Genomic DNA, 26,722 nt, shown 5'->3' on the forward strand with positions numbered 1-26,722 from the left:
ATCCTCACCGCCAACAGCCTCGTCGAAGTCCGGCCGCGCGAGCACGAGACCCACGAACACAGCTGGGTCGACCTCGCGGCGCGGGTGCACACCGAATACCTGCGCGACTTCCGCGGCCTGGAGTGGTACCGGGTGCCGGAAGCCACCGGGCGGGCGCACGTCACGGGTCCGTACGTCGACCACCTGTGCACCTTCGATTTCATCGTGACCCTCACCCTCCCCGTGCAGGTCGACGGCGGCACGGTCGGCGTGATCGGGGCCGACGTGTCGGTCACCCGTCTCGAGCAGGCCCTGCTTCCGGTCCTGCTCGGACTCAGCGCGCCCGCCGCCCTCGTCAACGCGGTCGGCCGCGTCATGATCTCGACGGAGGCCACGCTCGCCGCGGGCGACATCGTGCCGAACCCGGGGCATCCGCTCACCGGCTATGACCGGGTGCCCTGCCCCGGGATTCCCTTCGATGTGATCGTCCGGCGCCCACCGGAATAAAAGATTGCATTTGGGATGATTTAGGGTATCGTCGGCCTCTGGGGAACTCCGCCCCGGGCGCCGCGGCCCTGGCCAGCGCCGACCAGACGCTTGGGAAAGGCCTGCGCATGTCCATCCGTGAACTCCGTAACTTCGTCAACGGGCAGTACGTCGCCTCCGCAGCGAGCGAGCAGCTCGACATCGTGAACCCCGCAACCGAGGAGGTCTACGCGCGCACCCCCGTGTCGACAGAAGCGGATGTCGCGTCCGCGTACTCCGCAGCGGCGACCGCGTTCGAGACGTGGGGCGAGACCACGCCCGGCGAACGCCAGCTCGCCCTGCTGAAGTTCGCCGATGCCCTGTCCGAGCGTGCGGAGGAGATCGCGGACGTCGAGAGCGAGAACACCGGCAAGCCGCGTGCCGGCCTCGTCGGCGACGAGGTCGACGTCATGATCGACCAGGTACGCTTCTTCGCAGGCGCCGCCCGCGTGCTCGAGGGCAAGTCAGCCGGCGAGTACCTGAAGGACCACACCTCGTTCATCCGGCGGGAGCCGATCGGCGTGATCGGGCAGGTCACCCCGTGGAACTACCCGATGATGATGGCGATCTGGAAGATCGCCCCCGCCCTCGCCGCCGGAAACGCCGTCGTACTGAAGCCCTCGGACTCGACACCCGTCTCGACGCTCCTCCTCGCCGAGATCGCCGCGGAGTTCTTCCCGGCCGGCGTCTTCAACGTCGTCATGGGCGACCGCACCACGGGCCGCGCCCTCGTCGCCGACCGGATCCCGCAGATGGTGTCGATCACCGGTTCCGTACGGGCCGGCATGGAGGTCGCGGGCACCGCGGCGCTCGACGTCAAGCGCGTGCACCTCGAACTCGGCGGCAAGGCCCCGGTGATCGTGTTCGACGACGCCGACATCGACGCCGCCGTCGAGGGCATCGCGACGGCCGCGTTCTACAACGGCGGCCAGGACTGCACCGCCGCCACCCGGGTCCTCGTCCAGGCCGGAATCCACGACGAGTTCGTTGCAGCACTCGCGGCGTACGCCCGGGTGAACGCGAGGACCGGCGGCCCGCGCGAGGACGGCATCCTCTTCGGCGCCCTCTCGAGCGCCGACCAGCTCGCCCGGGTGCAGGGCGTCATCGCGGGCCTGCCCGACCACGCCGACATCGCGCTCGGCGGGCACCGCCAGGGCGACCTCGGCTACTTCCATGAGGCGACGATCGTCTCTAACCTGCGGCAGGGCGACGACGCGGTGCAGAACGAGATCTTCGGACCGGTCATCACGGCCCAGAAGTTCACCGACGAGGCCGAGGCGCTCGCCTGGGCGAACGACGTGCAGTACGGCCTGGCCTCCTCGGTCTGGACGAAGGACCACGCGCGTGCGATGCGGATGGCCAAGCGCCTCGATTTCGGCTGCGTCTGGATCAACACGCACATCCCGCTCGTCGCCGAGATGCCGCACGGCGGCTTCAAGCACTCCGGCTACGGCAAGGACCTCTCGATGTACGGCCTCGAGGACTACACCCGCATCAAGCACGTGATGAGCTACATCGGCTGATCCACCCCTTTCGGGGCAAACATCCGGTTCTATAGCTTTCTCGCAATGGTGTCACTATGGTGGGCACACACAGCCTGCCGACGACGTCAGGATGCACCGCAGCCGAAAGGTCATGATGAGCGCAGATCAGCCCGGAAAGACGCCCGCCGCGAGGGGAATCGGTGACCAGGAGCACCTCAGGGTGCTCGGGTACGAGGATTCCTTCCACCGTTCGATGTCGCTGTGGGCCAACTTCGCCCTCGGCTTCACGTACCTCTCGCCGCTCGTCGGCGTGTACTCCCTCTTCGCGCTCGCCCTCAGCACGGGCGGGCCGCCCTCGATCTTCTGGATCCTGATCGTGGGCGCCGGCCAGCTGCTCGTCGCCCTCGTCTTCGGCGAGGTCGTCTCGCAGTACCCGATCGCCGGCGGGATCTACCCGTGGACCCGCCGGCTCTGGGGCAAGCGATACGCCTGGATGGCCGCCTGGGTCTACGTCTGGGCGATGCTCGTCACGATCACTGCCGTCGCCGAGTTCGGCAGCGGCTTCCTCGGCAGCCTGATCGACGCGCCGGTCACGAAGGAGGTCACGCTTGGCCTCTCGGTACTGTTCCTGCTGGTCGCCTTCGCGTTCAACTTCTCTGGCACGAAGATGCTCGGCCGGGTCGCCAGGATCGGCCTCGGCGCCGAGCTCATCGGCGTGATCGGGCTCGGGCTCTACCTGCTGATCTTCCAGCGCAAGCAGGAGTTCAGCGTCTTCTTCAGCACGATGGGCGTCGAGGGCGACGGCAACTACGCCGTCGCGTTCCTCGGTGCGGCACTCGCCGGACTGTTCCTGTTCTACGGCTTCGAAGCCTGCGGGGACGTGGCCGAGGAGGTCGCGAACCCGGCCAGGGGCATCCCGAGGGCCATGATCCTGACCATCCTCGTCGGCGGGGTCTCCGCGCTGTTCTCCTTCGGCGGCTACGTGATGGCGGCACCCGACCTGCAGGCGGTGGTCGACGGCAACGACATCGACCCGATCCCGGCGATCCTCGAGGCCTCGCTCGGAACCGTCGGCGCCAAGCTCTTCCTGGTCGTCGCGATCACGGCGTTCCTGTCCTGCGTGCTGAGCCTGCAGGCCGCGGCCAGCCGGTTGATGTTCTCCTTCGCCCGCGACGGGATGATCCCCGGCCACGCCTGGCTGTCCAAGGTGAGTCCGCGCACCGCCGTCCCGGTGAACGCGCTCATCGTCGCCTGCTCGATCCCGCTCGCGCTCTGCCTGCTGATCTACGCGGGCGGCAGTCTCACCCAGATCACGGCATTCGCGGTGATCGGCATCTACGTGGCGTTCCAGTCCGTCGTGCTCGCGGCGCTCCGCCAGAGGATCAAGGGCTGGCGTCCGGCCGGTCCGTTCAACCTCGGCAGGGCCGGCTTCGTCGTCAACGTGGTCGCCCTCGCCTACGGTGTCTTCGCGATGGTGTTGCTGGCGCTGCCCGGCAAGACGGGGGTCTTCCTCGACGACTGGATCGTGCTGATCGGGCTGGCGGTCGTGATGGGCGCGGGCCTGCTCTACCTGTTCATCGCGAAGCCGCACACGAATTCGCACCAGCCGGAGGGTGATGCGATCGCGGTCGCGGCGCTGCTCCGCGCACATCCGGGCAATGCCGCACCCGGAGTCGTCGATCCGGGGAAGCCGCGCCCGACATCCGTCTCTGACTGACCGTCGCCAGAACGAGACGGGTACGACGAAGGGCCCGTCTTGCGACGGGCCCTTCGTTGTGGTGCTGGTGCCGGTGCTTAGATGGCGTTGACGTCGAGCGGGATGCCGGGACCGAAGGTCGTCGAGACGGCGCCCTTCATGACGTAGCGGCCCTTGGACGAGCTCGGCTTGAGGCGGACGATCTCCTCGAGTGCTGCCGTGATGTTCTCGTTCAGCTGCTCGGCGGTGAAGGATGCCTTGCCGACGACGAACTGCACGTTGGCGTGCTTGTCGACGCGGAACGCGATCTTGCCGCCCTTGATGTCGTTGACGGCGCGGGCGACGTCGGTCGTGACCGTTCCGGTCTTCGGGTTCGGCATGAGGCCACGCGGGCCGAGGACCTTACCGAGACGACCGACCTTGCCCATGAGCTCCGGGGTCGAAACCGCGGAGTCGAAGGCGGTGTAACCGGCGGCGACCTTCTCGATGAGCTCGTCGCCACCGACCTCGTCGGCGCCGGCAGCGATGGCTGCCTCGGCCGCGGGGCCGGTTGCGAAGACGATGACGCGCGACACGCGGCCGGTACCGTGAGGAAGAATAACGGTTCCGCGGACCATCTGGTCAGCCTTGCGCGGGTCGACGCCGAGCTTCAATGCGACCTCGATGGTCGAGTTGAAGTTCGCGGAGCCGGTCTCACGCGCGAGCGTGACGGCCTCGGTTGGGGTGTAGAACTTGTCGGCCTCGATCTTCTCGGCCGCGGCCCGGTAGGCCTTTGACTTCTGTGCCATGTGAATCTCCTGAATATAAAGATTTGAGAGTGTGGTGCGAGCCTGGCCGGCTCTTCCACGTACTGCTGGTGGCGGATGCCTGGTTGAGGTTAGGCCTCGACCGTAACGCCCATGGAGCGTGCGGTGCCGGCGATGATCTTCGCGGCGGCGTCGATGTCGTTGGCGTTGAGGTCAACCATCTTCGCTTCGGCGATCTCGCGGACCTGCGCCTGGGTGAGCTTGGCCACCTTGACGGTGTGCGGGGTTCCGCTGCCCTTGGTGACGCCGGCGGCCTTCTTGATGAGCTCCGCTGCGGGCGGGGTCTTCAGGATGAACGTGAAGGAACGGTCGTCGTACACGGTGATCTCAACCGGGATGACGTTGCCGCGCTGGGATTCGGTCTGGGCGTTGTATGCCTTGCAGAATTCCATGATGTTCACGCCGTGCTGGCCCAGTGCCGGCCCGATGGGCGGTGCGGGGTTTGCGGCGCCGGCCTTGATCTGAAGCTTGATCAGACCAGTAACCTTCTTCTTCGGTGCCATGATTCTTCCTTCTTTTATGATGACGAGCTGCCGTGAGGCAACTCTCCCGGTGGCCCGGACGGGCCCCGGTGGTGGGGAAACTTACTAAAGCTTGGTGACCTGGTCGAAGCTGAGCTCGACCGGGGTCTCACGCTCGAACAGGGAGACGAGGACGATGAGCTTGCCGCTCTCCGCCTTGATCTCACTGATCGTGCCGGGCAGGCCCGCGAACGAGCCTTCCTTGATCGTGATGGTCTCGCCGATTTCGTAGTCGATCTCGGCGGGCAGTGCGCGGGTCGCGATCTTGCCGTGCGTGCCCGCGCCCTTGGCGGACGGCACGTCCTGGATCTCGACGAGGCTCTTCAGCATGCCGAAGGCCTCCTCGAAGCGCAGCGGCGTCGGGTTGTGCGCGTTGCCGACGAAGCCGGTGACACCCGGCGTGTGCCGGACGACGGACCAGCTGTCCTCGTTGAGGTCCATGCGGACGAGCACGTATCCGGGGATACGCACGCGGGTGACCATCTTGCGCTGGCCGTTCTTGATCTCGACGACGTCTTCCATCGGAACCTCGACCTGGTAGATGAAATCTTCCATGGCCATCGACTGCTTGCGGTTCTCGATGTTCGACTTCACGCGACGCTCGAAGCCGGCGTAGGAGTGGATGACGAACCACTTGCCGGGCTGGAAGCGGAGTTCCTTGCGGAACTCGGCGTATGGGTCTTCGTCGACGGGCTCAGCGGATGCGTCAGCAGCGTCGGCCGCATCGGCTTCTGCATCGGCCGTGTCCGCGCCGCCGTCGACATCTTCCTCGTCGTCGACGGCTTCGGCGGCAGCCTCGGCCTCGTCGACGGAGTCGATGTCCAGGGCGTCGTCGACCTCCGAGTCGGCTGCGGGGTCGACCGCGCCGGCGAGGGCGTCGAGGGCGGCGTCGAGGTTGTCTTCAACGCCGACGCTGGGGTCGAAGACGTGGACGGCCACCTGTTCGGCGGCCTCCACGGACTCTTCCTCCGCTTCGTGGACGTTGCCTTCCTGTGCTTCGTCGTCGTCAGACGCCTGCTCGGCGGCGGTGGCCCAGTCGGCGTCGTCGTGATTCGTCTCAGTCACTAAATCTCAATCCTTATGTAGTGCGCGGGCACGAAGACGTGTCCCGCGCAGCGTTGCCGTGAATCCTGGCCGTGCGGTCAGCCGCCTTGGCGGCGGCCGGTCAGCCGCTTGGTGTTCCGAAGACGTACGTGACGACGAGTGCGAACACCCAGTCGAGGGCGGAAACCAGCGCCATCATGATCGCTACGAAGACCAGCACGACAGCCGTGTAACTCAGCAGTTCCTTGCGGGTCGGCGTGACAACCTTGCGAAGCTCCGCCATCACCTGCTTCAGGAACAGGGACATCCGTGCGAACGGACCGCGTTTGCCGTCGCGAGCGAGTCGTGCGTCTGCGACGATTTCCTCACTGGGTTCGTCGACAACTTTTCGGGCCACCTGTTACACCTTTCATGGGCCGACGGAAATGCCACCGACTTGCAGGGCGGACAGGACTCGAACCTGCAACCTGCGGTTTTGGAGACCGCTGCTCTACCAATTGAGCCACCACCCTATGCAGCCGGATCGCCATGCGAACTCACACCACCCCCCGAAAAATACTCGAGAAAAAGGCGCAAAAAAGCATGGCAGATTTCAACTACCTCGATCAAGTCTAGGTCACACCGGCACGACTGTAAAGCTGGGGCCGCCGGGGCGGATGCTGGCCGCGCGGGTGCGGCCACCGTATGCTCGTTCTGTGGCTCACGAACTCAAGCGAATCTCTACCCGGATCGGCTCCATCGCGGAATCGGCGACCCTCAAGGTCGACAGCAAGGCCAAGGCCCTGCAGGCAGCCGGTCGACCGGTGATCAGCTTTGCGGCGGGTGAGCCGGACTTCCCGACGCCCGCGCACATCGTCGAGGCGGCGCTTCTCGCCGTGCGCGACCCGAAGAACCACAAGTACACGCCGGCCGCGGGTCTTCCCGACCTGCGCGAGGCCGTCGCGGCGAAGACGCTCCGCGACTCCGGCCTCGCAGTCTCCCCCGCCCAGGTGGTCATCACCAACGGCGGCAAGCAGGCCGTCTACCAGGCCTTCGCAACCCTGCTCGACCCGGGCGACGAGGTCATCGTGCCGACCCCATACTGGACCACGTATCCGGAGTCGATCCGGCTCGCCGGCGGCGTGCAGGTCGACGTCTTCGCCGGAAGCGACCAGGGCTACCTCGTCACGGTCGAGCAGCTCGAGGCCGCCCGCACCGAGCGCACCAAGGTGCTGCTCTTCGTTTCGCCCTCCAACCCGACCGGCGCGGTCTACTCTCCGGAGCAGACCAAGGCGATCGGCGAGTGGGCGGAGGAGCACGGCCTCTGGGTCATCACCGACGAGATCTACCAGAACCTCACCTATGACGGCGTGCGCGCGGTCTCGATCGTCGAAGCCGTTCCCGCCCTCGCCGACCGCACCATCCTCGTCAACGGCGTCGCGAAGACGTACGCGATGACCGGCTGGCGCCTCGGCTGGATGGTCGGCCCGCTCGATGCCATCAAGGCGGCGGCGAACCTGCAGTCGCACCTCACCTCGAACGTGTCCAACGTGTCGCAGCGCGCCGCGATCGCCGCGCTCACCGGCCCGCAGGACGACGCGATCGCGATGCGGGAGGCCTTCGACCGGCGCCGCAGGCTCATCGTCTCCGAGATGAACAAGATTCCCGGCATGGTCACGCCGACGCCGCAGGGCGCGTTCTACGTCTACCCGAACGTGACCGGGCTGCTCGGCCGCACCTGGGGCGGCGTCACGCCGACGACCTCCCTCGAGCTCGCCGACCTGATCCTCGACCAGGCCGAGGTCGCCGCTGTTCCCGGCGAAGCGTTCGGACCGAGCGGGTACCTGCGCTTCTCATACGCGCTCGGCGACGACCAGCTGCTTGAGGGCATCCGCCGCCTGCAGCGCCTCTTCGCCTGACGTCGCAGCCGGCCCCGCATCCACCGACCGGTGGATGCCAGGGTCGGCCGGGCGGACGCTTACGTTCCCGGGCCTCTGGTGGGATTCTTTCGGTATGAAGACCACAACTCCCGCGAGCAGCTCAGACCCCGTCGTGCGCGTGCGCGACCTGCACAAGTCCTACGGCGCGTTCGAGGCCGTCGCAGGCATCAGCTTCGACATCCGGCCAGGGGAGACCTTCGCGCTCCTCGGCCCGAACGGCGCAGGCAAGAGCACGGTCATCGAGATCCTCGAGGGCTACCGCGATCGCACGAGCGGTGAGGTGAGCGTGCTCGGCACCGACCCGCAGCACGGCGGCCTCGACTGGAAGGCCAGGCTCGGCATCGTGCTGCAGTCGACCGGCGAGAGCGGCAACGTCACGGTCGCCGAGCAGCTCGCGCACTTCGCGAGCCTCTACCCGAACCCCCGGCGGGTGGCGGAGGTGATCACGGCCGTCGGCCTCGAGGACAAGGCGAAGACCCGCATCAGCCGACTGTCCGGCGGGCAGCGCCGGCGGGTAGATGTCGCGCTCGGCATCATCGGCCGGCCCGAACTGCTCTTCCTCGACGAACCGACCACGGGGTTCGACCCCGAGGCACGTCACCAGTTCTGGGACCTCGTGCGCAGCCTGAAGGCGGAGGGCACCACGATCCTGCTCACGACCCACTACCTCGACGAGGCCGCCCAGCTCGGCGACCGCGCCGGGGTGATCACCGGGGGCCGCCTGATCGACATCGGCGCGATCAACGAGATCGGCGGGGCAGAGGCCCGGGTGCCGCTGGTCCGCTGGCGGGATGCCGGAGGGGAGCCCCACGAGATCCGCACGGACCAGCCTGGCCGGGTCGTCGCCGAACTCGTCGCTGCGGGCGGCACTGCGGGCGGCGCGGAACCGGCCGAACTCGAGGTGATCCGCCCGAGCCTCGAGGACGTCTACCTCGGTCTCGTGCGCGAGAACCGCGCGGAAACCACTGCGGCGGCGTCCGCTGGTTCAGCTTCTGCTTTTGCTTCTGACGACAGCACGGAGGTGCTCGCATGACCGCGATCGACACGACTGCCGGGACCGGCAGCATCCGCTCGGCCCGCCACGGTGTGCTGAGGCTCGGCCTCGCCCGGGTGTATTACGAAGCGCGTATGTACTTCCGCACCCCGGACAGCGTGTTCTTCACGTTCCTGTTCCCGTTCATCATGCTCGCGATCTTCACGGCCGCCTTCGGCTCGGCAGGCAACATCGGCAGCGCGCCCGATGGCAGCGGCGGCGTCAGTGTCGGCGCGTATTACCTTCCGGGCATGCTCGCGGCGGGGATGCTGCTCTCCGGGGTGCAGAACCTCGCGGTCGACATCGCCGGCGAGAAGAGCGACGGCACTCTCAAACGGCTCGGCGGCACCCCGCTGTCCCCGCTGAGCTACTTCATCGGGAAGATCGGGCAGGTGCTCGTGACCGGCACGATTCAGGCGGCCCTGCTGATCCTCGTCGCGCGGTTCGTGCTCGACATCGCCCTGCCGACCGACCCGGCCAAGTGGTTGACCTTCGCCTGGGTCTTCCTGTTCGGTGTGATCGCCTGCGCGTTCCTCGGCATCGCGCTCTCGGCGCTGCCGCGCTCCGGCAAGAGCGCGACCGCCGTCGTGATCCCGATCGTGCTGATCCTGCAGTTCATCTCGGGCGTCTACCTGCAGTTCTACGTGCTGCCCGACTGGATGCAGAACGTCGCGAGCCTGTTCCCGCTCAAGTGGATGGCGCAGGGGATGCGCTCGGTGTTCCTGCCGGACAGCTTCGCGAGCCTCGAGCAGAACGGGGTCTGGGACCTCCCCCTCGTCGCGCTCAACCTCGGCATCTGGCTCGTGGTCGGGCTCGTGCTCAGCAGGGTGACGTTCCGCTGGATCCGCAAGGAAAGCTGAACCGATGTTCCCCGGTCACGGCGAGCGTGGGAGGCTGGGCGCATGAGGATTCCGGCCATGACGACCCTGCGCTGGTGGGACGTCGCCGTCGGCGGGTCACTGCTGCTGATGGGGGTGCTCGCGGCCGCCGACCAGTACCGGTACGGGCACGAGCTGTCGCGGATCGGCGCGCTCGCGACGCTCGTCGCGATCGGCATCGGCTATGTCGGTTTCGGACGGCGCGCGATCGCCTGCCCGACCGGACGGACCGGTTCGGTCGCACTGGCCGCGACCGTCTTCCGCGGAGTGCTGATCGTCGGCGTGGGCGTCGCAGCGGCGTTCAATCCGAGTCTGGCGACGCTCCAGGCGATCGCCTTCCCGCTGCTCTGGACGCTCACCGATTCCTTCCTCGTCTCCGTCGCCCTGAGTGCGCTCCTCGCGGCATCGGCGGGGGCGGGTCTCTGGCTGGGCATCGGCGGCACTCCCGCGGCCCTCGGGCAGGCGTATGCCACCGAAGGGATCTCCTTCGTGTTCGCGATCGCGATGGGCGCCTGGATCACCCGCATCGCCCGCGACGGCAGCACCCAACGGCGTCTCTACGAGGAACTCAGCCTCGCCCAGGACGAACTCGCCGCCCTGCACAGGGACGCCGGGAGCGCGGCCGAACGGGAACGCCTCGCCAGGGAGATCCACGACACCATCGCCCAGAGCCTGACGAGCCTCGTGATGCTCGCGCAGCGCGCGGGGAGCGAGCTCGGGCCGGACAGCGGGGCGAGGCCCACCGTCGAGCTCATCGAAGACACCGCCCGGCAGGCCCTGACCGAGGCGCGCAGCCTCGTCGCGGCGATGTCGCCCGTGCGGGTCGGAGATTCGACCCTGGCCGAGACCCTGCGCCGCCTCGCCGGGCGCTTCGAACGCGAGACCGGCATCCAGGTGCGGGTGATCCTCGCCGACACCGGGCTCGACGGGCTCGACCGGGAAAACGAGGTCGTGCTGCTCCGCTGCGCCCAGGAAGGCCTCGCGAACGTGCGCAAGCACTCCCGCGCGGGGGCGGCATCCGTTCGTCTCGAACACGTCGGCACGGATGCCGTCCTCACCGTGACCGACGACGGTCGCGGTCTCGGCGCCTATGCTCCCGCCCAGGAGAACGGGTTCGGCCTCTCGGGGATGCGCGACCGGCTCGCCCTCGTCGGTGGCCGGCTCACGGTCGGCGCCGGTGAGCGCGGCGGCACCGTACTGCGGGTGACCGTGCCGGCGGCGGAAGCCGGGCACCCCACGATCTCCGTCGAATCGGCGAGGCACGAGCGATGATCCGCGTCATCGTGGCCGACGACCACCCGATCGTGCGCGGCGGTATCGCGCTCCTGCTCGGCGGCGCCGGCGACATCGAGGTCGTCGGGCAGGCAGGGAACGGCGAGGAGGCCGTCGCGCTCGCGGCCGCGCTCAACCCCGACCTCGTGCTGATGGACCTGCGGATGCCGCTGCTCGACGGCGTCGCGGCGACCGCGCTCATCGTCGCGGCGAACGAGCGGACCCGGGTGCTGGTCCTCACGACGTACGAGAGCGACGACCAGATCCTCGCGGCCATCGCGGCCGGAGCGAGCGGGTACCTGCTCAAGGCCGCGCCCCAGGCGGAGATCATCGAGGGCGTGCGCTCGGTCGCGCGCGGCCAGACCGCGCTCGCACCGTCGATCGCGGCGATGCTCGTACACCGGGTGCGCACGGATGCCGCGCCGGCTCCGCGCCTGTCTGCCCGCGAACTCGACGTGCTCCGGCTTGTGTCGGCCGGCGAGAGCAACCCGCAGATCGGCCGGTCCCTGTTCATCAGCGAGGCGACCGTCAAGACGCACCTGCTGCACGCCTTCGAGAAGCTCGCGGTGAGCGACCGGACCCGCGCCGTGACCCGGGCGATGGAACTCGGGCTGCTGTAGCCCGGCATCCGCCGCCTCATCGGACACGAAGCCGACGAGGGTGCCGCGGTCGTCTCCGAAATTGGTGTTGTCGTACGCCTCGTGCACGAGCTCGTAGGGACTGAACGCGGTGCCGGAGAGGCCGTCCTCGCGCCAGAACGGGGTCTTGTAGACGGCGTGAACCTTGATCACGAGACCCATCGAAAGGTGCTGGTGCAGCTGGTGCTGGCGGCGGGGCAGGGCGGGTTCGAAGGAGATCCGGCTGAGCAGAGTCGGCGGAAGCGCGAGGATCGCCCGGCGGGCGTGCACCTCGAGTCCGTCGGTGACCGCGACGACACCCTCGTCGCTCCAGCGCAGGGTGCGCACCGGCTGCCCGAGGTGCACGTCATCGCCGAGCTGCTCCGCGAGCAGCAGCGGGACCTGCTGGAGGCCGCCGACGACGCGCTCGTCGAGGATGAAGTCGGCGTCGACGAGGTTGCTGAAGCTTCCGGCACTCGCGGCCATCAGCAGGGCCTGCAGGGCGGAGAAGGCGTGCGCAGGCTTGGTCAGCATGGCGCCGGCGATGAACATCGCGACGTTGTCGCGGGCCTCCTGGTCGGCTGTCTGGGTTGCGAGCCACCCGGCGAAGGAGATCCGGTCGAGTTCGACGGCCCGCGGGTGCGCCCACGGCCGATCGGGGTCGACCTCGGCGACAAGCTCGTCGAGCGTTGCGATGAGGGCGACGATCTCGGCCTGGGTCTCCGGGGAGACCGGGAAGATCTCGCCCTCGAAGCGGGTGCGTACCCCGGAGTCGTTGATGTAGACGTTTTCTCCGGCGCGGTACCGGGAGTAGGTCTCGAGACCGAGCTCCGCGAGGGTCTCCTTGAGCGCGTGCTGGTCCGGTGACACCCACTGGCCGCCGATCTCGAGCGTGGCTCCCTCGATGTCGTCGGTCCACAGCCGACCGCCGACCCGGTCGCGCGCTTCGAGCACGGCGACGGTGAGGCCGGCCCGGCGCAGCGACGTTGCTGCGGTCAGGCCGGATGCCCCTGCGCCGATGATGACGATGTCACGGTCGATCCTGGTTGTCATGAAAACTCCTCCATACGTGGGTGCTGCGAGGTCATTCGGAAGTTGTGCAAGTCGGTTATGACGCGGGGATCAGGGTGTACTTCGGGGACAGGTACTCGTGGATTCCCTCGAGGCCGCCCTCCCGGCCGAGCCCTGATTGCTTGACGCCTCCGAAGGGGGCGGCTGCGTTGGACACGAGTCCTGTGTTCAGTCCCATCATGCCCGTGTCGAGCCCGGCGATCATCCGCTGGCCGCGGGCGATGTTCTCGGTGAAGACGTAGCTGATCAGCCCGTACTCGGTGTCGTTGGCGAGCCGGATCGCCTCGTCCTCCTCCGTGAAGGTCACGATCCCGACGACGGGCCCGAAGATCTCCTGGCGAAGCAGGTCGCTGTCGGCTGCGACGTCGGTCAGCACGGTCGGGGCGTAGAACGACCCTGGACCCTCCGGGCGGAATCCGCCGGTGAGGAGGGTCGCGCCGCGGTCGAGGGCATCGCTCACGAGCTTCTCGGTGTTGGCGACGGCCGCGTCGTTGACGAGCGGGCCGATCGTCACGTCCTGCTCTGTGCCCCGGCCGATCCGGAGGGCTTCGACGCGGGCGACGAGGCGGCGCGCGAATTCCTCGGCGACGGACGCGTGCACGATGAACCGGTTCGCTGCCGTGCACGCCTGGCCGATGTTGCGGAACTTGGCGAGCATGGCGCCGTCGACGGCCCGGTCGAGGTCCGCGTCGGCGAAGACGAGGAACGGCGCGTTCCCGCCCAGCTCCATCGAGGTGCGCAGCACGCCCTCCGCGGCCTGGCGGAGGAGCGCCCGGCCGACACCGGTCGAGCCGGTGAAGCTGAGCTTCCGGAGCCGCGGGTCTGCGATCAGCGGGGAGGAGACCTCAGCGGATTCCGAGGTCGTGATCACGTTGACGACGCCGGCGGGAACGCCCGCGTCCTCGAGCAGCTGGGCGAAGAAGAGGGTGGTGAGCGGGGTGAGTTCCGCGGGCTTGATCACGACTGTGCACCCCGCGGCGAGCGCGGGGGCGATCTTGCGGGTCGCCATCGCGAGCGGGAAGTTCCACGGGGTGATCAGGAGGCACGGGCCGACCGGGCGCTGCGAAACGACCATCTGGCCGGTACCCTCGGGTGCCGGCCCGTAGCGCCCATTGATTCGTACGGCCTCCTCGCTGAACCAACGCAGGAATTCCCCGCCATAACCGACCTCGGCGCGACGGCGATGAGACTCGGCAGGAGCGTTGACCCCGCTGCTCCGCGGATGCTGCTTGACTGAGGTGTGCGCACACCGAAAACCCGCTGCTACCGGAACGGGGACCTCGTCGACGAGGGCTTCCCGCTCGCCGACGTCTCCGAACACCTCGCCGACGAGGGCTGTGTGGTCTGGGTGGACCTGTGCTCGCCTGAAGAAGCGGACCTGGACCTGCTCGCGGAGGAACTCGGCCTGCATGCCCTCGCCGTCGAGGACGCCTTGAAGCTGCACCAGCGTCCCAAACTCGACCGGTACTCCGACCACCTGTTCCTGTCGGCGTATTCGATCACGTTCTCGCCGGAGACGGCCTCGGTGGAGACCTCGGAGATCGCCGCTTTCATCACCGAGCGGGCCTTCGTCACCGTGCACAAGGACCCTGACTTCGACGTCGACGCCGTCGTCGCCCGCTGGGACTCCTCCCCCGACCTCGCCTCGAACGGTGTCGCGTTCCTCCTGCACGGACTCCTCGACTTCCTCGTCGACGGCTACTTCGAGGCCGTCGAGGCCCTTGACGAACAGGTCGAGGAGCTCGAGAGCCAGCTCTTCGAACCGAGGAGCGACCAGGAGGCTGTGCAGCGCCGCTCCTTTGATCTCCGGAAGAGCCTCGTGCTGATGCGCCGGGTGATCCTGCCGATGCGTGAGGTCGTCAACACCCTGTTACGCCGCGACGTGCACCTGCTGCCAAACGACATGGCGCCGTACTTCCAGGACGTCTATGACCACGTGCTGCGCGCGATGGAGTGGACGGAGAGCCTCAGGGACCTGGCCACGAGCGTGCTCGAGGCGAACCTCGCGATCCAGGGCAACCGGCTCAACGTGATCACGAAAAAGGTCACCGGCTACGCGGCAATCATTGCGGTGCCCACGGCGATCACCGGTTTCTACGGCCAGAATGTTCCGTACCCGGGCTTCAGCGAAGTCGGCGGCTTCTACAGCTCCATCGCGCTCATCGTCGGCCTGTCCGCCCTGCTCTACCTGCTCTTCAAGCGCAACGACTGGATCTGAGACCGGCACGACAGGCACGACAGGCACGACAGGCACGACACGCGCGCACAGGGGATGCCGGGCGCGGCCCAGGGCGGCGCGACCGGCATCCCCTGCCATTACAAGGCCGGGGCTCCGACCGTGTCGAACATCGCGTAGTCGTCGGTCACGAGGGTTCCGTTGCTGAACAGGTTCAGCCCGAAACTGATCGCGGTGGCACCGGCCGGCAGGGCCGGGGTCGTGAAGCTCGCCTGAGTGTACGCGGATGCCGTCGCGAGCCACGGGCTCGACGTCCAGTATTGCCAGGCCCCGCTCGCATCCCGGTAATAGACCGCGAACTGGGTGGAGGTCGTCGACGTGTACCAGGCCCGGAGCGAGTAGGTGCGCCCGGCTATCGCGGGCGGGGCGCAGGCCCCGCTGTCCAGGCTCGGCAGCAGCTTCGCGTCGCCGTTCGCGTAGTTCGTCACGACGAGCTTCTCCGCCTTGGTGCCGGTGTGCGCCGTCGCGACGGTCGTGAACGCAGCCGTGTTGGTGCCGTAACCGCCGATCTGGTAGCACTGCGGGAGGGCGGCGACGCCGGCGGTCTCCAGACTCGAGTTCTGGATCAGGTTGGCGCCGGGGGCCGGCGGCGGGGATACGGGCAGGGTTGCGGCGTCGAAGGCCGTGTAGTCGTCCGTGGTCAGGGTGCCGTTGCTCAGGAGGTTGAGGCCGAAGGTGATCGCGCTCGCCCCGGCGGGCAGTGCCGGGGTCGTCCAGCTCGCCTTCTGGTAGGTCGCGGACGCGGCGAAGAGCGGGCTCGCGGTCCAGTAGGTCCAGGAGCCGAGTCCGGTCCGGTAGTAGACCTCGATCTGGGTCGCTGCCGTGGACTTGTACCAGGCCGCGAGCGCGTACGCCGTGCCCGGGGTGGCCGCGGGGGCGCATCCGCCCAGGTCAGGGGTCGGCAGCCATTTCGCGTCACCGTTGGAGTAGCCCGTCATGGTCAGGCGGGCCGCCCGGTTGCCGCTGTGGCCCGGGGTGACCGTGGTGAAGGCGGGGGTGTTCGTGCCGTATGAGGCGCCCTGCCAGCACTGGGGTAGTCCGGCGGTCAGGGTTTCGAAGCCGGGGTTGGAGACCAGGTTGATGCCGGCGGGCTTCGGCGTGACGGCCGGGCCGGAGACGACGGCTTTGACGGTGCCGCCGATGACCTGGTCGACCGTCTTGACCGTCGTCGTCGCAGGGCGGGTCTTCAGCCACTGCACGAACTGGGTGAACAGGGTCGGGCTGATCGTGAGCGGGTCGGTGAGCCCCGTCGCGATGTGGTGGAAGGTCAGCTGCTGCCAGCCGCCCGCGGTCTCGGCCTGGGTGACGGTGTTCTGGAGGTCGGTCAGGCTCCAGGTGTTGTCGACCTCATCCGGAGCCTGGGTCAGGTACGGGTCGGGCGGCGGGACGCTCTCGGTGAGCGCGCATCCCGTGCAGCCGAACCGGGTCTGGATGTCTCCGAGGCCACGGGCGCTGTTGTACCCGCAGTTCTTGACAATGGTTTCGGTGGCAGGGGTCAGCAGCGAGGCGAAGGGATAGGCGAAGCTCGTCACCCGGAATCCCCAGTTGGTGAGGTTGACCCGGTCGTTGCAGACCTGGCGGGTCGCCTCGTCCGTCGGGAGGGTGGCGAGGTCGGGGTGCGTCACGGTGTGGCCGCCGATTTCGTTGCCGTCGGCGACGAGAGTCTGCACCTGGGCAAGTGTCATGTAGCCCGGCTGGTTGATATACCCGGACGGCGTGTAGAAGGTGCCGTGCAACCCATTCGCCTTAAGGATCGAGGCCGCGGTCAGCTGGTCCGCGTTCGCGTCGTCGAAGGTGAGCGTGATGACGGCGGGAACGGCAGCGCTGGCCGGAAGGGCAGCGAATCCGTCGGCGACTCCGACGGAGACGAGTGCAAGCACGAAGGTCGAGACCCAGGCGAGCCAGCGCGGGCGGCTCCGACTGAAATTACCGGTCAGCCGGTGTTTGGCGGCCGCAGGATTGCCTGACTGAACGTCCATATCGCTGAGCTCCATTCTGGGCCCCTGTCTCCCGCGCCGGGATGGCGCGGAAGACAGTCGGGTTAGGGCGCCGGAATCCCCATTAACGGGTGACCTCTCGGCCCTGTCAATGCGCGGCGCCCCACCAGAATGGGGGGTAGAACGGATGCCTAGACCGCGCGGCGGCGACCCGTTGCGAGTCCGTAGATCAAGAGGACGACGATGGAGCCGCCGATGGCGAGAAGCCAGGTCTGCAGCGAGAAGAAGTCCTGCAGCGGAGCGTTGAACAGGATGCCGCCGAGGAACCCGCCGAGGAGTGCGCCGACGACGCCGAGGAGCAGTGTCACGAACCATCCGCCGCCCTGCTGGCCGGGGAGGATGAGTTTGGCGATGGCCCCGGCGATCAGGCCGAGGAAAAGGAAGCCGAAGAAGCCCATGGGGTGCTCTTTTCTGGATTGGTCACACGTGGTTGCGGATTTTGAAACGGTCTAGCGGTGGAGCGGTCTGGCGGCGGAACGACGGCGGCGCGGCAGGCCGGGGCCCGCCGCGCCGGAAGAGGTCTAGTCCTTGAAGATGTCCTTGATGTTCTCGCCGGCCTTCTTGGCGCTCGCGGATGCCTGCTCCGCACGCCCCTCCGCGACCTTGGAGTCGTCGTTGGTGGCCTTGCCGATGGCCTCGTTGGCCTTGCCCTTGAGGTCTTCGGCCGCGTTCTTGATCTTGTCTGATGCGCTCATCGTGTTGTCACTTTCTCTCGGTGTTTCTCTGGGGGTGCCCGACGCGGTTGCGCGGGAAGTCTGGTCGTCTTCCGAGGGGTGGTGCACGTCATTGATCGTGACGTTCACCGCCGACACGCCGAGGCCGACGAAGTCCTCGATCGCCCGCGTGATGCTCGCCCGCACCTCGGCGGCGATCTGGTGCACCGGAACCGGGTACTCGGCCACGATGACGATGTCGACGACCACGTCCGTGTCACCGACCGTGACGCTGACGCCCTGGCTCAGGTCCGTTCCGCTCAGGGCCTCGCGAATGGCGCCGAAGGCCCGGACGGGCGCGCTGCCGAGGGAGTGCACCCCGGTCACGCCACGGGCGGCGACGCCCGCGACCTTGGCGACAACGCTGTCGCTGATGACGGTCTGTCCGCCGACCGAATCGCCGCCGGAGACACCGCCGGACGAGTCGCGATCGGAAATACCGCGGAGAGCACGGGAGAGCGGCATGTTGGGTATTCTTTCGTTGTCGATGGGCGAAGATCGTGATGATCGTCACTGGTATGACGTAGGCCGCCACCGGTTCGTCACGCGGAGATCGAAAATCTATTGGGCGCACCACCGGGTGAATCGGGAAGGACGTGATGACCACCGTTACGAGGCACGCCGTCCCATCCGCTCTCGACGCGGCATCCGACGCCCTGCTCGCCGACCGCGCGGCCGACGGCGATGTTCGCGCCTTCGAGGTTCTCGTCCGTCGCCACGGCCCTCTGATGCGCGTGCACGCGACCCGGATCCTGGGTTCGAACGACGAGACGGACGATGTGGTGCAGGAGTCATTCATCACGGCCTGGCGGCAACTGCCGACCCTTGAGAACTGCGCCGCGGTGAAGAGCTGGCTGATGCGGATCTGCGGTCGCAAGAGCATCGACCGGGTTCGCGCCCGCCGCGACCACGCCGACATCACCGAAACGGATGCCGCGGCTCCGGCGGCGCTCACGCCGCACCACGTCGCCGAGACGCAGGAACAGGCCGAGGCGCTCGCGCGATGCCTCGCGGAGCTGCCGGACGACCAGCGGCGCTGCTGGACCCTGCGGGAACTCGGCGAATACAGCTACACCGATATCGCCGAAGAACTCGACCTGCCCGTGTCGACCGTGCGAGGCTTGTTGGCACGCGCCCGAAAAACCCTGCTGCGGGAATTGGAGGACTGGCGATGAACGCCCCAGACACCCCCTTTGTGGCTTTCGACCCCGAAGAGCTGGCCGAGGAGCAGGCCCGCCTGTCCGGGCACACGATCGAGGACCTCAACGACTACCTCGACCGAGGTCGCACCCCGAGCGACTCGAGCATCGACGACTCCCCGGCGTGCACAACGGCCCTCACCCGCCTCGAGCGGCTCCGAGCAGCGCTGCGCCGGGTCGACTCGGCCGCCGTGGACCGGGAGTCGTCACGGACTGACGGCTGGGTCGCGACCATCATCGACAGCATCCGGCTCGAGACCCGGGCCGGTCGGCGGATCCCGCTCACGTCCGACTCACCGGTCGCCCGGCTGGCGCTCACCGAAGGCGCGGTCATCGGTGTCCTGCGCACGGCGGGGGACGGGATCGACGGCATCCTGATCAGTCGCTGCCGCCTCGACGGCGACGTCACCGAGCCGGGAGCCCCGATCACGGTGCGCCTCGAGGTGTCGGTCGGGGCCGACGGGATGAATGTCGGCGAGAGCATCACGGCCCTCACCGCACGCCTGCGCGCGGCGGTCTACGCCGTGCTCGTGCAGCAGACGGAACTGTCGATCGCCGCCGTCGACATCACGGTCACCGACCTGTACCTCACGACAGCCCTGCCGACCCCCGAAGGAGAAGCCGATGAGTGAGCCCGCTGTCGCTGCCGACCAACTCGACGACTACATTCTCGCGGTCCCCGGCGTCGACGCGCTCTACCCGGCCGGCCCGCTCCTGACCACGGTCGTGGCCTCAGTCGTCGCCGCGCTGATCCCGAGCGTGGCTGCGCCGAATCCAATCGTCGTCGTCGAGAGGTCCGGCGCACTCTCGATCGCCGCGAACATCGGCGTCGGCCCCGATCATGCGGCACCGGATGTCTGCCGCCGCGTTCACGATGCCATCGCCGAGCACTTCCGTCACGCCGGAGACCCGGTCATCTCCGAGATCGCTGTCACGGTCGCCCGCATCGGCTGACGCCCGTGAGTCGCGCCGCAGACTCCGATACGGCAGGATGAGTTCCGTACCGATTGGTTCACAATCTTCCGGAGGAACCCATGCTCATCGCCGCCCAAATCGTCGCCACCATCGCCGCACTCCTGCACGTGGTCTTCTTCCTCTTCGAGAGCGTGCTCTGGATGCGCCCCGCCGTCTACGGGCGGTTCGGGATCGCATCCAGGGACGAAGCGGCGACGATCCGCGCGATGGCGTACAACCAGGGCTTCTACAACCTCGCCCTCGCGGTCGGGGTGCTCGTCGGCGTCGTGCTGCTCGGGCAGTCCGGTTCCGCGTTCATCGCGGGCAAGACGGCGGTCATCTTCGGAACCGCCTGCATGTCGGTTGCCGGCGTCGTCCTCGCTTCAACGGGACCCTCCTACCGACGCGCGGCCGCACTCCAGTTCTTCCCCGCTGCCCTCGCCCTCGTCCTGGCGAGCCTCAGCTAACCCCACGAACAGCGCCCGCCGCGTGGCGACCACGCTCGGCGCGCACGCCGACGCTAGTCGACCGCTGCCTGCGCGGTCAGCAGACGGGTCACGGCCGCGAGCATGGGTGCGCCCCAGCCGGTCGCCCGCGTTCCGCGGTCGTGCTCCGGAATCGTTCGGTTGTAACTCTGGTCGAAAACGACGACGCTCCGTCCGGCCTTCAGCAGACCGGTCACGACGGGCGGGGCGTCGTCGACGAACAGGTCGATCCCCTCGAGCGCATGCTTGTCGAAACCCGAATGCACGACCGTGGCCAGGGGCAGTCCGTTCGACGCGATCCACTCCCGCGTATCGGGGTTGAACTCGTCACTCCTGGCCGTGACGGCAACAAGCTCGCATCCGGCAGCCTCAAGGGCGAGAAGCGTCACGACGGCCTCGTCGAACACCGCGAGGCCCAGGTAGAAGCCGTGGCGTTCGGCATGACCAAAATGGCCGAGGAAGTCCGGCATATCGACAAACCACGCGTCGTCGCCGATCCACATGGCGTACTGGTCGAGGTCGGGGAATCGCGTGGACCGTTCAGCCAGGGGGATCGAGAGCTTCTCCCCCATCCAGTTTCGGAGACCACCGACCGTGTCGGCGGTCGTCGCATCGAGGTCGACCCCGATACGCGGGGCGCGGCCATGCGCGGTCCGGAACCGATCAAGCGCGGCAGTCAGATCGGCGGGAGCCACAAATGCGTTCGGAGTCATTCGAGAGTGTCCTCTTTCAGAAGTTGGGTGATGGTGCGCAGAGTCTCCGGGGAGACATCGCCGAGAGTCCTCGCGGCGAAATTCACGACTCGTTGTGCGCGGAGCTTCTTGACAAAGGCGAGTTGGGTGTCCACTCGGACGGGGATATCGTCGTCGGAACCCAGGAGGTAGGCCGGCGGGATCCGGAAGAATTCGGCAATTCCGGTCAGGAGTTTCTCGTCTGTCACGAGAGGGCCGGTCCCCGCGATCATATATGCCCACCGGGCTCGGGAGAGGGAAAGCGACCGGTCCCGCAGGCCCTCGGCTATCTCGCGGTAGGTATACGGGGTATTTCCCTCTGCGACGACGACGTCGAGCAGAAGGTTGAGCTTCCTCGCCAGTTCCATCTGCGCGCTGAGACCCTGTGCGGTCGGAGGAGTCTTGCCGTTCACGTCAGGCGTTCCCCTCTTCATCGGTGCGCCGTCCCCGCTACGTCTCGTCGCATCACGGCTGCCCCTCCACAGTCATAACGGGCAACGCTCGAGCGCCACCCGGGGAAACGAGGTGCTCAGCGGTAGCCAACAGCGCCTGGTCCGACCGCGATATTTCCTGAGGATACAGCAGGAGGCAATCACGAACCTCGACATAGCGACGGTAGAGTCGCGCAGCGGCGCCGCGGGTCAGAACCAAGTGGATCCTCGCCTCAGGAACGTCAAGGCTGAGTTCGGGCGACTCGGACAACAGCCGCTCCCAGAGAGGTGCGAGCCTCACCAGGAGAACGCGAACCTGGACTTCCCGTTGGACTCGTATGACGCCGTCCACCGCCGCCGTGAGGCCGAATCCAACGGCCAGGCACGAGGGCGCGATCAATAGCGCCGCATAGTAGACGCCGCCCGTCCCGGTCGCGAAGTCAGCATTGTGGTTGACGTTCGCCATGACCGCATTGAGGAGGCTGACGACGGCGTACACGATGACACCGGCGCAGCCGACAACGACGAAGCCGAGTGAGACCCGGGTCAGCCGTCGTCGCTGCCTTCGCCGGTCCGAGAGACATGCCGCCGCCACCGTGACCGAGAAATACGCCAGGGCCACCCAGGTGGTCGCCGCGTACGCCGTGTAGTCCCACCGATCGAGAAAGCGGATGTCCGGCAGCAGTCGCCAGTCGGCCCCAAAGAACAACACTGACTGAATGAGAATGACCACCCCCGGGAAGATCGCAGAGAGAGGTTTGATCCGCCACCCACCGGGGTGCGCCGACGATGCGGCCCGCACGAGTTCGTTGAGAAGTGCTATTGCGATGACCGCAGTGACGTGGAAAAGGTAATACGTCACGTTCACGCCGCCGAGAGCGGCATCGAGCACGTCGAAGACAAGATCGGTCTGCAGCGACATCGTCAGCGCGAACACCGCAAGAAACGAGAACAGCAGGCGCCGACGGCCCCGCACGACGGACGGGAGGCAGAACAGGGCGGCCAGCCAAAGGAGCGCGCTCACGCCACCAGCGATGAGGGAGGCCACTACAGCACCCGCCCGAATCCGGTCCGGGCGCCGTCACGGGCCTCCGCGCGGTCACTCAGCATAGTCAAGGCGAGCCGGTCGCCGATCGCTTCGGCGAGTGCTTCCAGCTCGTCGGTCAAACTGCTTCGCAAAAGTGCGTGCACGATGGCGTCATAGGGGATCAGGGGCGCGAATCGCGCGACTTGATCGGCCGAGAGTAATTCCTTGTCGTCGCTGAGGATCATATGGCCATATTCATGGTTGATGAGCTGCTGCCGATGCACTGCTGAGATCGTCGGGGCATGGTGGATGCGCTCGAAGGCTTCGCCGGCGACCTCGATCCAGAGTCCGCAGACACCAGCGTGCAGCATCGTTTCGCTGCCCTCGCGGATCACAATCTGTTTTTTCCGGAGGCTCTCCATATGCGCGTGGAGCCGCTCGGGCGTGAGCGGCCGCGGCAAATCGAGTGCCGCGACAAGCTCGTGCGCGCGCTTCTGGCGTTCTTGGTGATCCATGGTCTTTCCCCCGGTCGATGCCACGTTCAGCCAACCCCGGACCTCAACATTGGACATGTCTATCGTCTGCTACGCTTGCCTTCGGTTGGACATGTCTAGGTTACAGTTCCGGGGGGAACGCCGTAACCGGCATGTCCGAACCACGCACGATGCGGATTCACGGGCGACAGCGGGGCGTCGCCGTGCGCGTGGTGCGGAGCTGCCCACAGGCCTCCGCACCACGCAGCCGCCTCGCCACATCGTCTTCTCGCCGCACAGGCTCCTCACCATGCCGCCCCTGCGCCACGCTGCCTACCGTGCCGCCCATGACTTGCGGCTGCGCTTGATCCGGAATCTGGCCTTTTCCGACACCTTTCGCGTGGCGCGGAGCAAAATGTGCTCCTGTGGTCTGACCACAACAGGTAGTATCGATCTCACGCCCCAACCACTAGATATGGTCTTTCGCCCGACTAACTGTCCCGCTCGATTGTCGTGGGGAGTATTAGTCAAGGAGGCAGCAGCGCGTGTTGAAGACAGAAGACCCCGGCACAGGAACGCCTACGGCTGGCAGCGGTCTCAGCACCCTTATGGTGTCGAAACGCGACGGTCGCCGGCTCGCCTTCGATGACGCCCGGATCTATGCCGCACTGGCCAAGAGCTTCACGGAAGTGAACGGCGAACTGACCCCGCTCACGCACCGGATCATCCGTGACCTGGTCACTCGTATCGATCGCGAGATAGCCTCGCGCTTCGCGGTCGACATCAAGATCTACGAGGTCCAGAACATCGTGGAACACGCCCTGCTGGACAGCAAGGAATACGAAGCCGCAGAGGCGTACATCAATTACCGGATCCAGCGCGACTTCGCGCGCAGTAAGTCCACCGACATCAACCACTCGATCATCAAGCTGATCAGCAAAGACGAAACAGTCGTCAACGAGAACGCCAACAAGGACAGCGATGTCTTCAACACCCAGCGTGACCTGACCGCCGGCGCGGTGGGCAAGGCGATCGGCCTGAAGATGCTGCCGCCGCACGTCGCCAACGCCCACCAGAAGGGCGACCTGCACTACCACGACCTCGACTATCACCCCTATGCCCCGATGACGAACTGCTGCCTCATCGACTTCAAGACGATGCTCAGCACCGGCTTCCGGATCGGCAACGCCGACGTCGACCCGCCCCGCTCGATCCAGACGGCCACCGCGCAGATCTCGCAGATCATCGCGAACGTGTCGTCGAGCCAGTACGGCGGATGCTCGGGCAACCGGATCGACGAGGTGCTCGCCCCGTACGCGGAGAAGAACCTCCAGAAGCACCTCGCCGACGCCAGGACATGGATCGCCGATGAGTCCCAGCACCAGCAGTTCGCGGAGGAGAAGACCCTCAAGGACATCTACGACGCGATGCAGAGCCTCGAATACGAGATCAACACCCTGTTCACCTCGAACGGGCAGACCCCTTTCACCTCGCTCGGCTTCGGCCTCGGCACCAGCTGGTTCGAACGCGAGATCCAGAAGGCGATCCTGCAGATCCGCATCGAGGGACTCGGCAGGGAGAAGCGCACCGCGATCTTCCCGAAGCTGATCTTCACGGTGAAGCGCGGCCTCAACCTCGACCCGACCGACCCGAACTACGACATCAAGCAGCTCGCGCTCGAGTGTTCCACCAAGCGCATGTACCCCGACATCCTGAACTACGACAAGATCGTGGAACTCACCGGCAGTTTCAAGGTGCCGATGGGCTGCAGGTCCTTCCTCCAGGGCTGGACGGACGAAGATGGCAACGACGTCTCAGAGGGCAGGATGAACCTCGGAGTCGTGACACTCAACCTGCCGCGGATCGCCCTCGAGGCCGCCGGCGACAAGGACAAGTTCTGGAGCATCCTCGCCGAACGTGTGAGCATTGCCCGCGACGCCCTGCTCTTCCGGATCGAGCGCTGCAAGGAAGCGACCCCGGAGAACGCACCGATCCTCTATGTCTACGGCGCCTTCGGCCAGCATCTGGAGGCCGGCCAGTCCGTCGACACCGTGTTCAGGAACAAGCGCGCCACCGTGTCGCTCGGCTACATCGGCCTCTACGAGGTGGCCTCGGCTTTCTACGGCGGAGCCTGGGAATCAAACCCCGAGGCGAAAGACTTCACCGTCGACATCCTCCGCACGCTCCACGACCGCACCCAGGAGTGGAGCAACGAGTACGGCTACCAGTTCAGCGTGTATTCGACCCCGAGCGAGAGCCTGACCGACCGGTTCTGCCGGCTCGACACCGCGAAGTTCGGTTCGGTCGCTGACATCACCGACAAGGACTACTACACCAACAGCTTCCACTACGACGTTCGCAAGAGCCCGACGCCGTTCGAGAAGCTCGACTTCGAGAAGGTCTATCCAGAGTTCGCCTCCGGTGGGTTCATCCACTACTGCGAATACCCGATCCTGCAGCAGAACCCCAAGGCACTCGAGGCGGTCTGGGACTACTCCTATGACCGGATCGGCTACCTCGGAACCAACACCCCGATCGATCGTTGTTACGCCTGCGGCTTCTCGGGCGACTTCGACGCGACGGAGCGCGGCTTCGAGTGCCCCGAATGCGGCAACGCCGACCCGATGACCTGCGACGTCGTCAAGCGCACCTGCGGCTACCTCGGCAACCCGCAGGCCCGACCAATGGTGCACGGCCGGCACATGGAGATCACCTCCCGGGTCAAGCACATGGCGGGCGGCACCGGCATCAGCGGGGCGGATGCCCCGGCACCGGTCTCCGAGGATGCGTAACCCGCGGCCCGGCGAGTGGCTGTCTGAGAAGCTGAGCCAGCGATACGTCGGGGACTACAAGCCCTTCGTCTTCGTTGACGGCGAAGGCGTGCGGTGCAGCCTCTACCTGTCCGGATGTCTGTTCGCGTGCGAGGGCTGTTTCAACGAAGCCACCTGGAGCTTCCGCTACGGCCAGGAATACAGCCAGGAACTCGAAGACCAGATCCTGGCCGACCTCGGCCAGGAGTACGTCCAGGGCCTGACCCTGCTCGGCGGCGAACCCTTCCTCAACACCGGGGTCTGCCTCGGGCTGATCGACCGGGTGCGCCGGGAGTTCGGCTCGTCGAAGGACGTGTGGTCCTGGACCGGATACACCTTCGAGGAGCTCTTGCTCGAGAGCCCGGACAAGCTCGCCATGCTCCGCGGAATCGACGTCCTGGTCGACGGTCGGTTCGAGCTGGCGAAACGTGACCTGAAACTGCAGTTCCGGGGCAGCAGCAACCAGCGGATCATCGACGTCCCCGCGTCCCTGACCGCCGGAGAGGTGGTCCTGTGGGGTGGACTCCGGGATGCGACGAACACCTTCGAACAGATCGAGAAGCGCCAACTGATCTAGTCCCCGGGTCGGGGAACACAGCGCACGCCGCGACCGCCCCCGGCAGCGGCCCGTCCTCAACAAAGTTTCTCTGACCGGGTTTTCCACAGGCCATTTGTGGGGTGGCGGATGCCGGTGGAATGTCGGTGGTGGTCCGTAGAGTGCCCCCATGACAGTTGAAGAACCCTCAGAATCTCACCTGGACAGCCCCGTGGACAGCAGTGTGGACAGCGCTGCGGAACCCCCTCCCGGGACCCCTCCCGAG

At 66.9% G+C, this 26,722-nt stretch carries 26 protein-coding genes, 1 tRNA gene and 2 pseudogenes; 15 read left to right on the forward strand and 14 right to left on the reverse strand.

Translation table 11 applies throughout. The features are described 5' to 3' along the window. The 3 genes from QN345_RS03745 to QN345_RS03755 all read left to right on the forward strand — a co-directional run. A partial coding sequence (locus QN345_RS03745) for a cache domain-containing protein (RefSeq protein ID WP_416347649.1) occupies positions 1-486 on the forward strand: 486 nt, incomplete at its 5' end. A gap of 107 nt (positions 487-593) precedes the next feature. Then, positions 594-2,027: an aminobutyraldehyde dehydrogenase gene (locus tag QN345_RS03750; protein WP_134558073.1), complete on the forward strand. Its 1,434-nt coding sequence runs from the start codon at positions 594-596 to the stop codon at positions 2,025-2,027. Positions 2,028-2,118: 91 nt separating this feature from the next. Beyond that, entirely contained in the window at positions 2,119-3,705 is a 1,587-nt protein-coding gene (locus tag QN345_RS03755; RefSeq protein WP_323508462.1) for an APC family permease, read from the forward strand. 77 nt (positions 3,706-3,782) lie between these two features. Here QN345_RS03755 and rplA read toward each other — a convergent pair whose 3' ends face one another. The 5 genes from rplA to QN345_RS03780 form a co-directional block, all read right to left on the reverse strand. After that, positions 3,783-4,472, reverse strand: a complete 690-nt coding sequence (gene rplA / locus QN345_RS03760) for a 50S ribosomal protein L1 (protein WP_134446689.1) — start codon at positions 4,470-4,472, stop codon at positions 3,783-3,785. An 89-nt stretch (positions 4,473-4,561) separates the two neighbouring features. Continuing rightward, positions 4,562-4,993, reverse strand: coding sequence for a 50S ribosomal protein L11 (gene rplK / locus QN345_RS03765; RefSeq protein ID WP_134446687.1), 432 nt, complete (start codon positions 4,991-4,993; stop codon positions 4,562-4,564). Positions 4,994-5,077: 84 nt separating this feature from the next. Continuing rightward, positions 5,078-6,076: a transcription termination/antitermination protein NusG gene (gene nusG, locus QN345_RS03770; protein ID WP_134446685.1), complete on the reverse strand. Its 999-nt coding sequence runs from the start codon at positions 6,074-6,076 to the stop codon at positions 5,078-5,080. A gap of 100 nt (positions 6,077-6,176) precedes the next feature. Continuing rightward, positions 6,177-6,452, reverse strand: coding sequence for a preprotein translocase subunit SecE (secE, locus tag QN345_RS03775; protein WP_134446683.1), 276 nt, complete (start codon positions 6,450-6,452; stop codon positions 6,177-6,179). A 42-nt stretch (positions 6,453-6,494) separates the two neighbouring features. Then, positions 6,495-6,567, reverse strand: a tRNA-Trp gene (locus QN345_RS03780). A gap of 183 nt (positions 6,568-6,750) precedes the next feature. Here QN345_RS03780 and QN345_RS03785 point away from each other — a divergent pair. The 5 genes from QN345_RS03785 to QN345_RS03805 all read left to right on the forward strand — a co-directional run bounded on the left by QN345_RS03785 (position 6,751) and on the right by QN345_RS03805 (position 11,777). Further along, positions 6,751-7,953: a pyridoxal phosphate-dependent aminotransferase gene (locus QN345_RS03785; RefSeq protein WP_166787283.1), complete on the forward strand. Its 1,203-nt coding sequence runs from the start codon at positions 6,751-6,753 to the stop codon at positions 7,951-7,953. A gap of 94 nt (positions 7,954-8,047) precedes the next feature. Then, the gene (locus QN345_RS03790) at positions 8,048-9,007 is read left to right on the forward strand and encodes an ABC transporter ATP-binding protein (RefSeq protein WP_322188554.1); all 960 of its coding nucleotides are present in this window, start codon (positions 8,048-8,050) and stop codon (positions 9,005-9,007) included. Next, positions 9,004-9,867, forward strand: a complete 864-nt coding sequence (locus QN345_RS03795) for an ABC transporter permease (RefSeq protein WP_322188556.1) — start codon at positions 9,004-9,006, stop codon at positions 9,865-9,867. The genes QN345_RS03790 and QN345_RS03795 overlap by 4 nt, the downstream gene beginning before the upstream one ends. A gap of 42 nt (positions 9,868-9,909) precedes the next feature. Continuing rightward, positions 9,910-11,157: a sensor histidine kinase gene (locus tag QN345_RS03800; RefSeq protein WP_134446675.1), complete on the forward strand. Its 1,248-nt coding sequence runs from the start codon at positions 9,910-9,912 to the stop codon at positions 11,155-11,157. Continuing rightward, on the forward strand, positions 11,154-11,777 hold the full coding sequence (locus tag QN345_RS03805) for a response regulator (RefSeq protein WP_134446674.1): 624 nt from the start codon (positions 11,154-11,156) through the stop codon (positions 11,775-11,777). Before QN345_RS03800 ends, QN345_RS03805 begins: the two co-directional genes overlap by 4 nt. Before the next feature lie 6 nt (positions 11,778-11,783). Here the strand turns inward: QN345_RS03805 and QN345_RS03810 are convergent. Continuing rightward, a pseudogene (locus QN345_RS03810) lies at positions 11,784-12,827 on the reverse strand (flavin monoamine oxidase family protein); the annotation flags it as partial. Between the two features lie 55 nt (positions 12,828-12,882). Then, a pseudogene (locus tag QN345_RS03815) lies at positions 12,883-14,022 on the reverse strand (NAD-dependent succinate-semialdehyde dehydrogenase); the annotation flags it as partial. Positions 14,023-14,085: 63 nt separating this feature from the next. Here QN345_RS03815 and QN345_RS03820 point away from each other — a divergent pair. Next, the gene (locus tag QN345_RS03820) at positions 14,086-15,063 is read left to right on the forward strand and encodes a magnesium transporter CorA family protein (protein ID WP_322140604.1); all 978 of its coding nucleotides are present in this window, start codon (positions 14,086-14,088) and stop codon (positions 15,061-15,063) included. A 98-nt stretch (positions 15,064-15,161) separates the two neighbouring features. On the opposite strand, the gene QN345_RS03825 is transcribed toward QN345_RS03820, so the two are convergent. From QN345_RS03825 to QN345_RS03835, 3 genes are all read right to left on the reverse strand, one after another. After that, a complete protein-coding gene (locus tag QN345_RS03825; protein ID WP_322189263.1) occupies positions 15,162-17,060 on the reverse strand; it encodes a polysaccharide deacetylase family protein in 1,899 nt (632 codons plus the stop codon). Between the two features lie 149 nt (positions 17,061-17,209). After that, entirely contained in the window at positions 17,210-17,476 is a 267-nt protein-coding gene (locus QN345_RS03830) for a GlsB/YeaQ/YmgE family stress response membrane protein (protein ID WP_322136604.1), read from the reverse strand. Positions 17,477-17,599: 123 nt separating this feature from the next. After that, a complete protein-coding gene (locus tag QN345_RS03835; protein ID WP_322136605.1) occupies positions 17,600-18,256 on the reverse strand; it encodes an Asp23/Gls24 family envelope stress response protein in 657 nt (218 codons plus the stop codon). 134 nt (positions 18,257-18,390) lie between these two features. On the opposite strand from QN345_RS03835, the gene QN345_RS03840 reads away from it, so the two are divergent. From QN345_RS03840 to QN345_RS03855, 4 genes are all read left to right on the forward strand, one after another. Continuing rightward, positions 18,391-18,966: an RNA polymerase sigma factor gene (locus QN345_RS03840; protein WP_322136606.1), complete on the forward strand. Its 576-nt coding sequence runs from the start codon at positions 18,391-18,393 to the stop codon at positions 18,964-18,966. Then, complete coding sequence (locus QN345_RS03845; RefSeq protein ID WP_322136607.1) at positions 18,963-19,622, forward strand: hypothetical protein; 660 nt, start codon at positions 18,963-18,965, stop codon at positions 19,620-19,622. Before QN345_RS03840 ends, QN345_RS03845 begins: the two co-directional genes overlap by 4 nt. Beyond that, positions 19,615-19,944, forward strand: coding sequence for a hypothetical protein (locus QN345_RS03850; protein ID WP_322136608.1), 330 nt, complete (start codon positions 19,615-19,617; stop codon positions 19,942-19,944). Before QN345_RS03845 ends, QN345_RS03850 begins: the two co-directional genes overlap by 8 nt. A gap of 80 nt (positions 19,945-20,024) precedes the next feature. Further along, positions 20,025-20,411 carry a DUF1304 domain-containing protein gene (locus QN345_RS03855; RefSeq protein ID WP_322136609.1) on the forward strand — a complete coding sequence of 129 codons (387 nt, stop codon included), beginning with the start codon at positions 20,025-20,027 and terminating at the stop codon, positions 20,409-20,411. A gap of 53 nt (positions 20,412-20,464) precedes the next feature. Here QN345_RS03855 and QN345_RS03860 read toward each other — a convergent pair whose 3' ends face one another. Genes QN345_RS03860 through QN345_RS03875 form a run of 4 tightly spaced genes read right to left on the reverse strand, consistent with a single transcriptional unit; the run spans position 20,465 to position 23,190 of the window. Then, positions 20,465-21,142: a 5' nucleotidase, NT5C type gene (locus QN345_RS03860; protein WP_322136610.1), complete on the reverse strand. Its 678-nt coding sequence runs from the start codon at positions 21,140-21,142 to the stop codon at positions 20,465-20,467. Then, a complete protein-coding gene (locus QN345_RS03865) occupies positions 21,139-21,594 on the reverse strand; it encodes a hypothetical protein (RefSeq protein WP_322136611.1) in 456 nt (151 codons plus the stop codon). Before QN345_RS03865 ends, QN345_RS03860 begins: the two co-directional genes overlap by 4 nt. A 31-nt stretch (positions 21,595-21,625) precedes the next feature. Next, positions 21,626-22,639 (reverse strand): DUF6545 domain-containing protein, encoded by a 1,014-nt coding sequence (locus QN345_RS03870; protein WP_322136612.1) that lies wholly within the window; start codon positions 22,637-22,639, stop codon positions 21,626-21,628. Next, positions 22,639-23,190 carry a hypothetical protein gene (locus QN345_RS03875; RefSeq protein WP_322136613.1) on the reverse strand — a complete coding sequence of 184 codons (552 nt, stop codon included), beginning with the start codon at positions 23,188-23,190 and terminating at the stop codon, positions 22,639-22,641. Before QN345_RS03875 ends, QN345_RS03870 begins: the two co-directional genes overlap by 1 nt. 446 nt (positions 23,191-23,636) lie before the next feature. Between QN345_RS03875 and nrdD the strand changes: the two genes are divergently transcribed. Together nrdD and nrdG are read left to right on the forward strand one after the other, a co-directional pair. Then, positions 23,637-25,883 carry an anaerobic ribonucleoside-triphosphate reductase gene (nrdD, locus tag QN345_RS03880; protein ID WP_322136614.1) on the forward strand — a complete coding sequence of 749 codons (2,247 nt, stop codon included), beginning with the start codon at positions 23,637-23,639 and terminating at the stop codon, positions 25,881-25,883. Then, complete coding sequence (gene nrdG / locus QN345_RS03885) at positions 25,876-26,478, forward strand: anaerobic ribonucleoside-triphosphate reductase activating protein (RefSeq protein ID WP_322136615.1); 603 nt, start codon at positions 25,876-25,878, stop codon at positions 26,476-26,478. Before nrdD ends, nrdG begins: the two co-directional genes overlap by 8 nt. Positions 26,479-26,722 lie beyond the last annotated feature (244 nt).

The organism is Cryobacterium sp. 10I1 (assembly GCF_035019805.1).
Classification (GTDB): Bacteria; Actinomycetota; Actinomycetes; order Actinomycetales; family Microbacteriaceae; genus Cryobacterium; species Cryobacterium glucosi.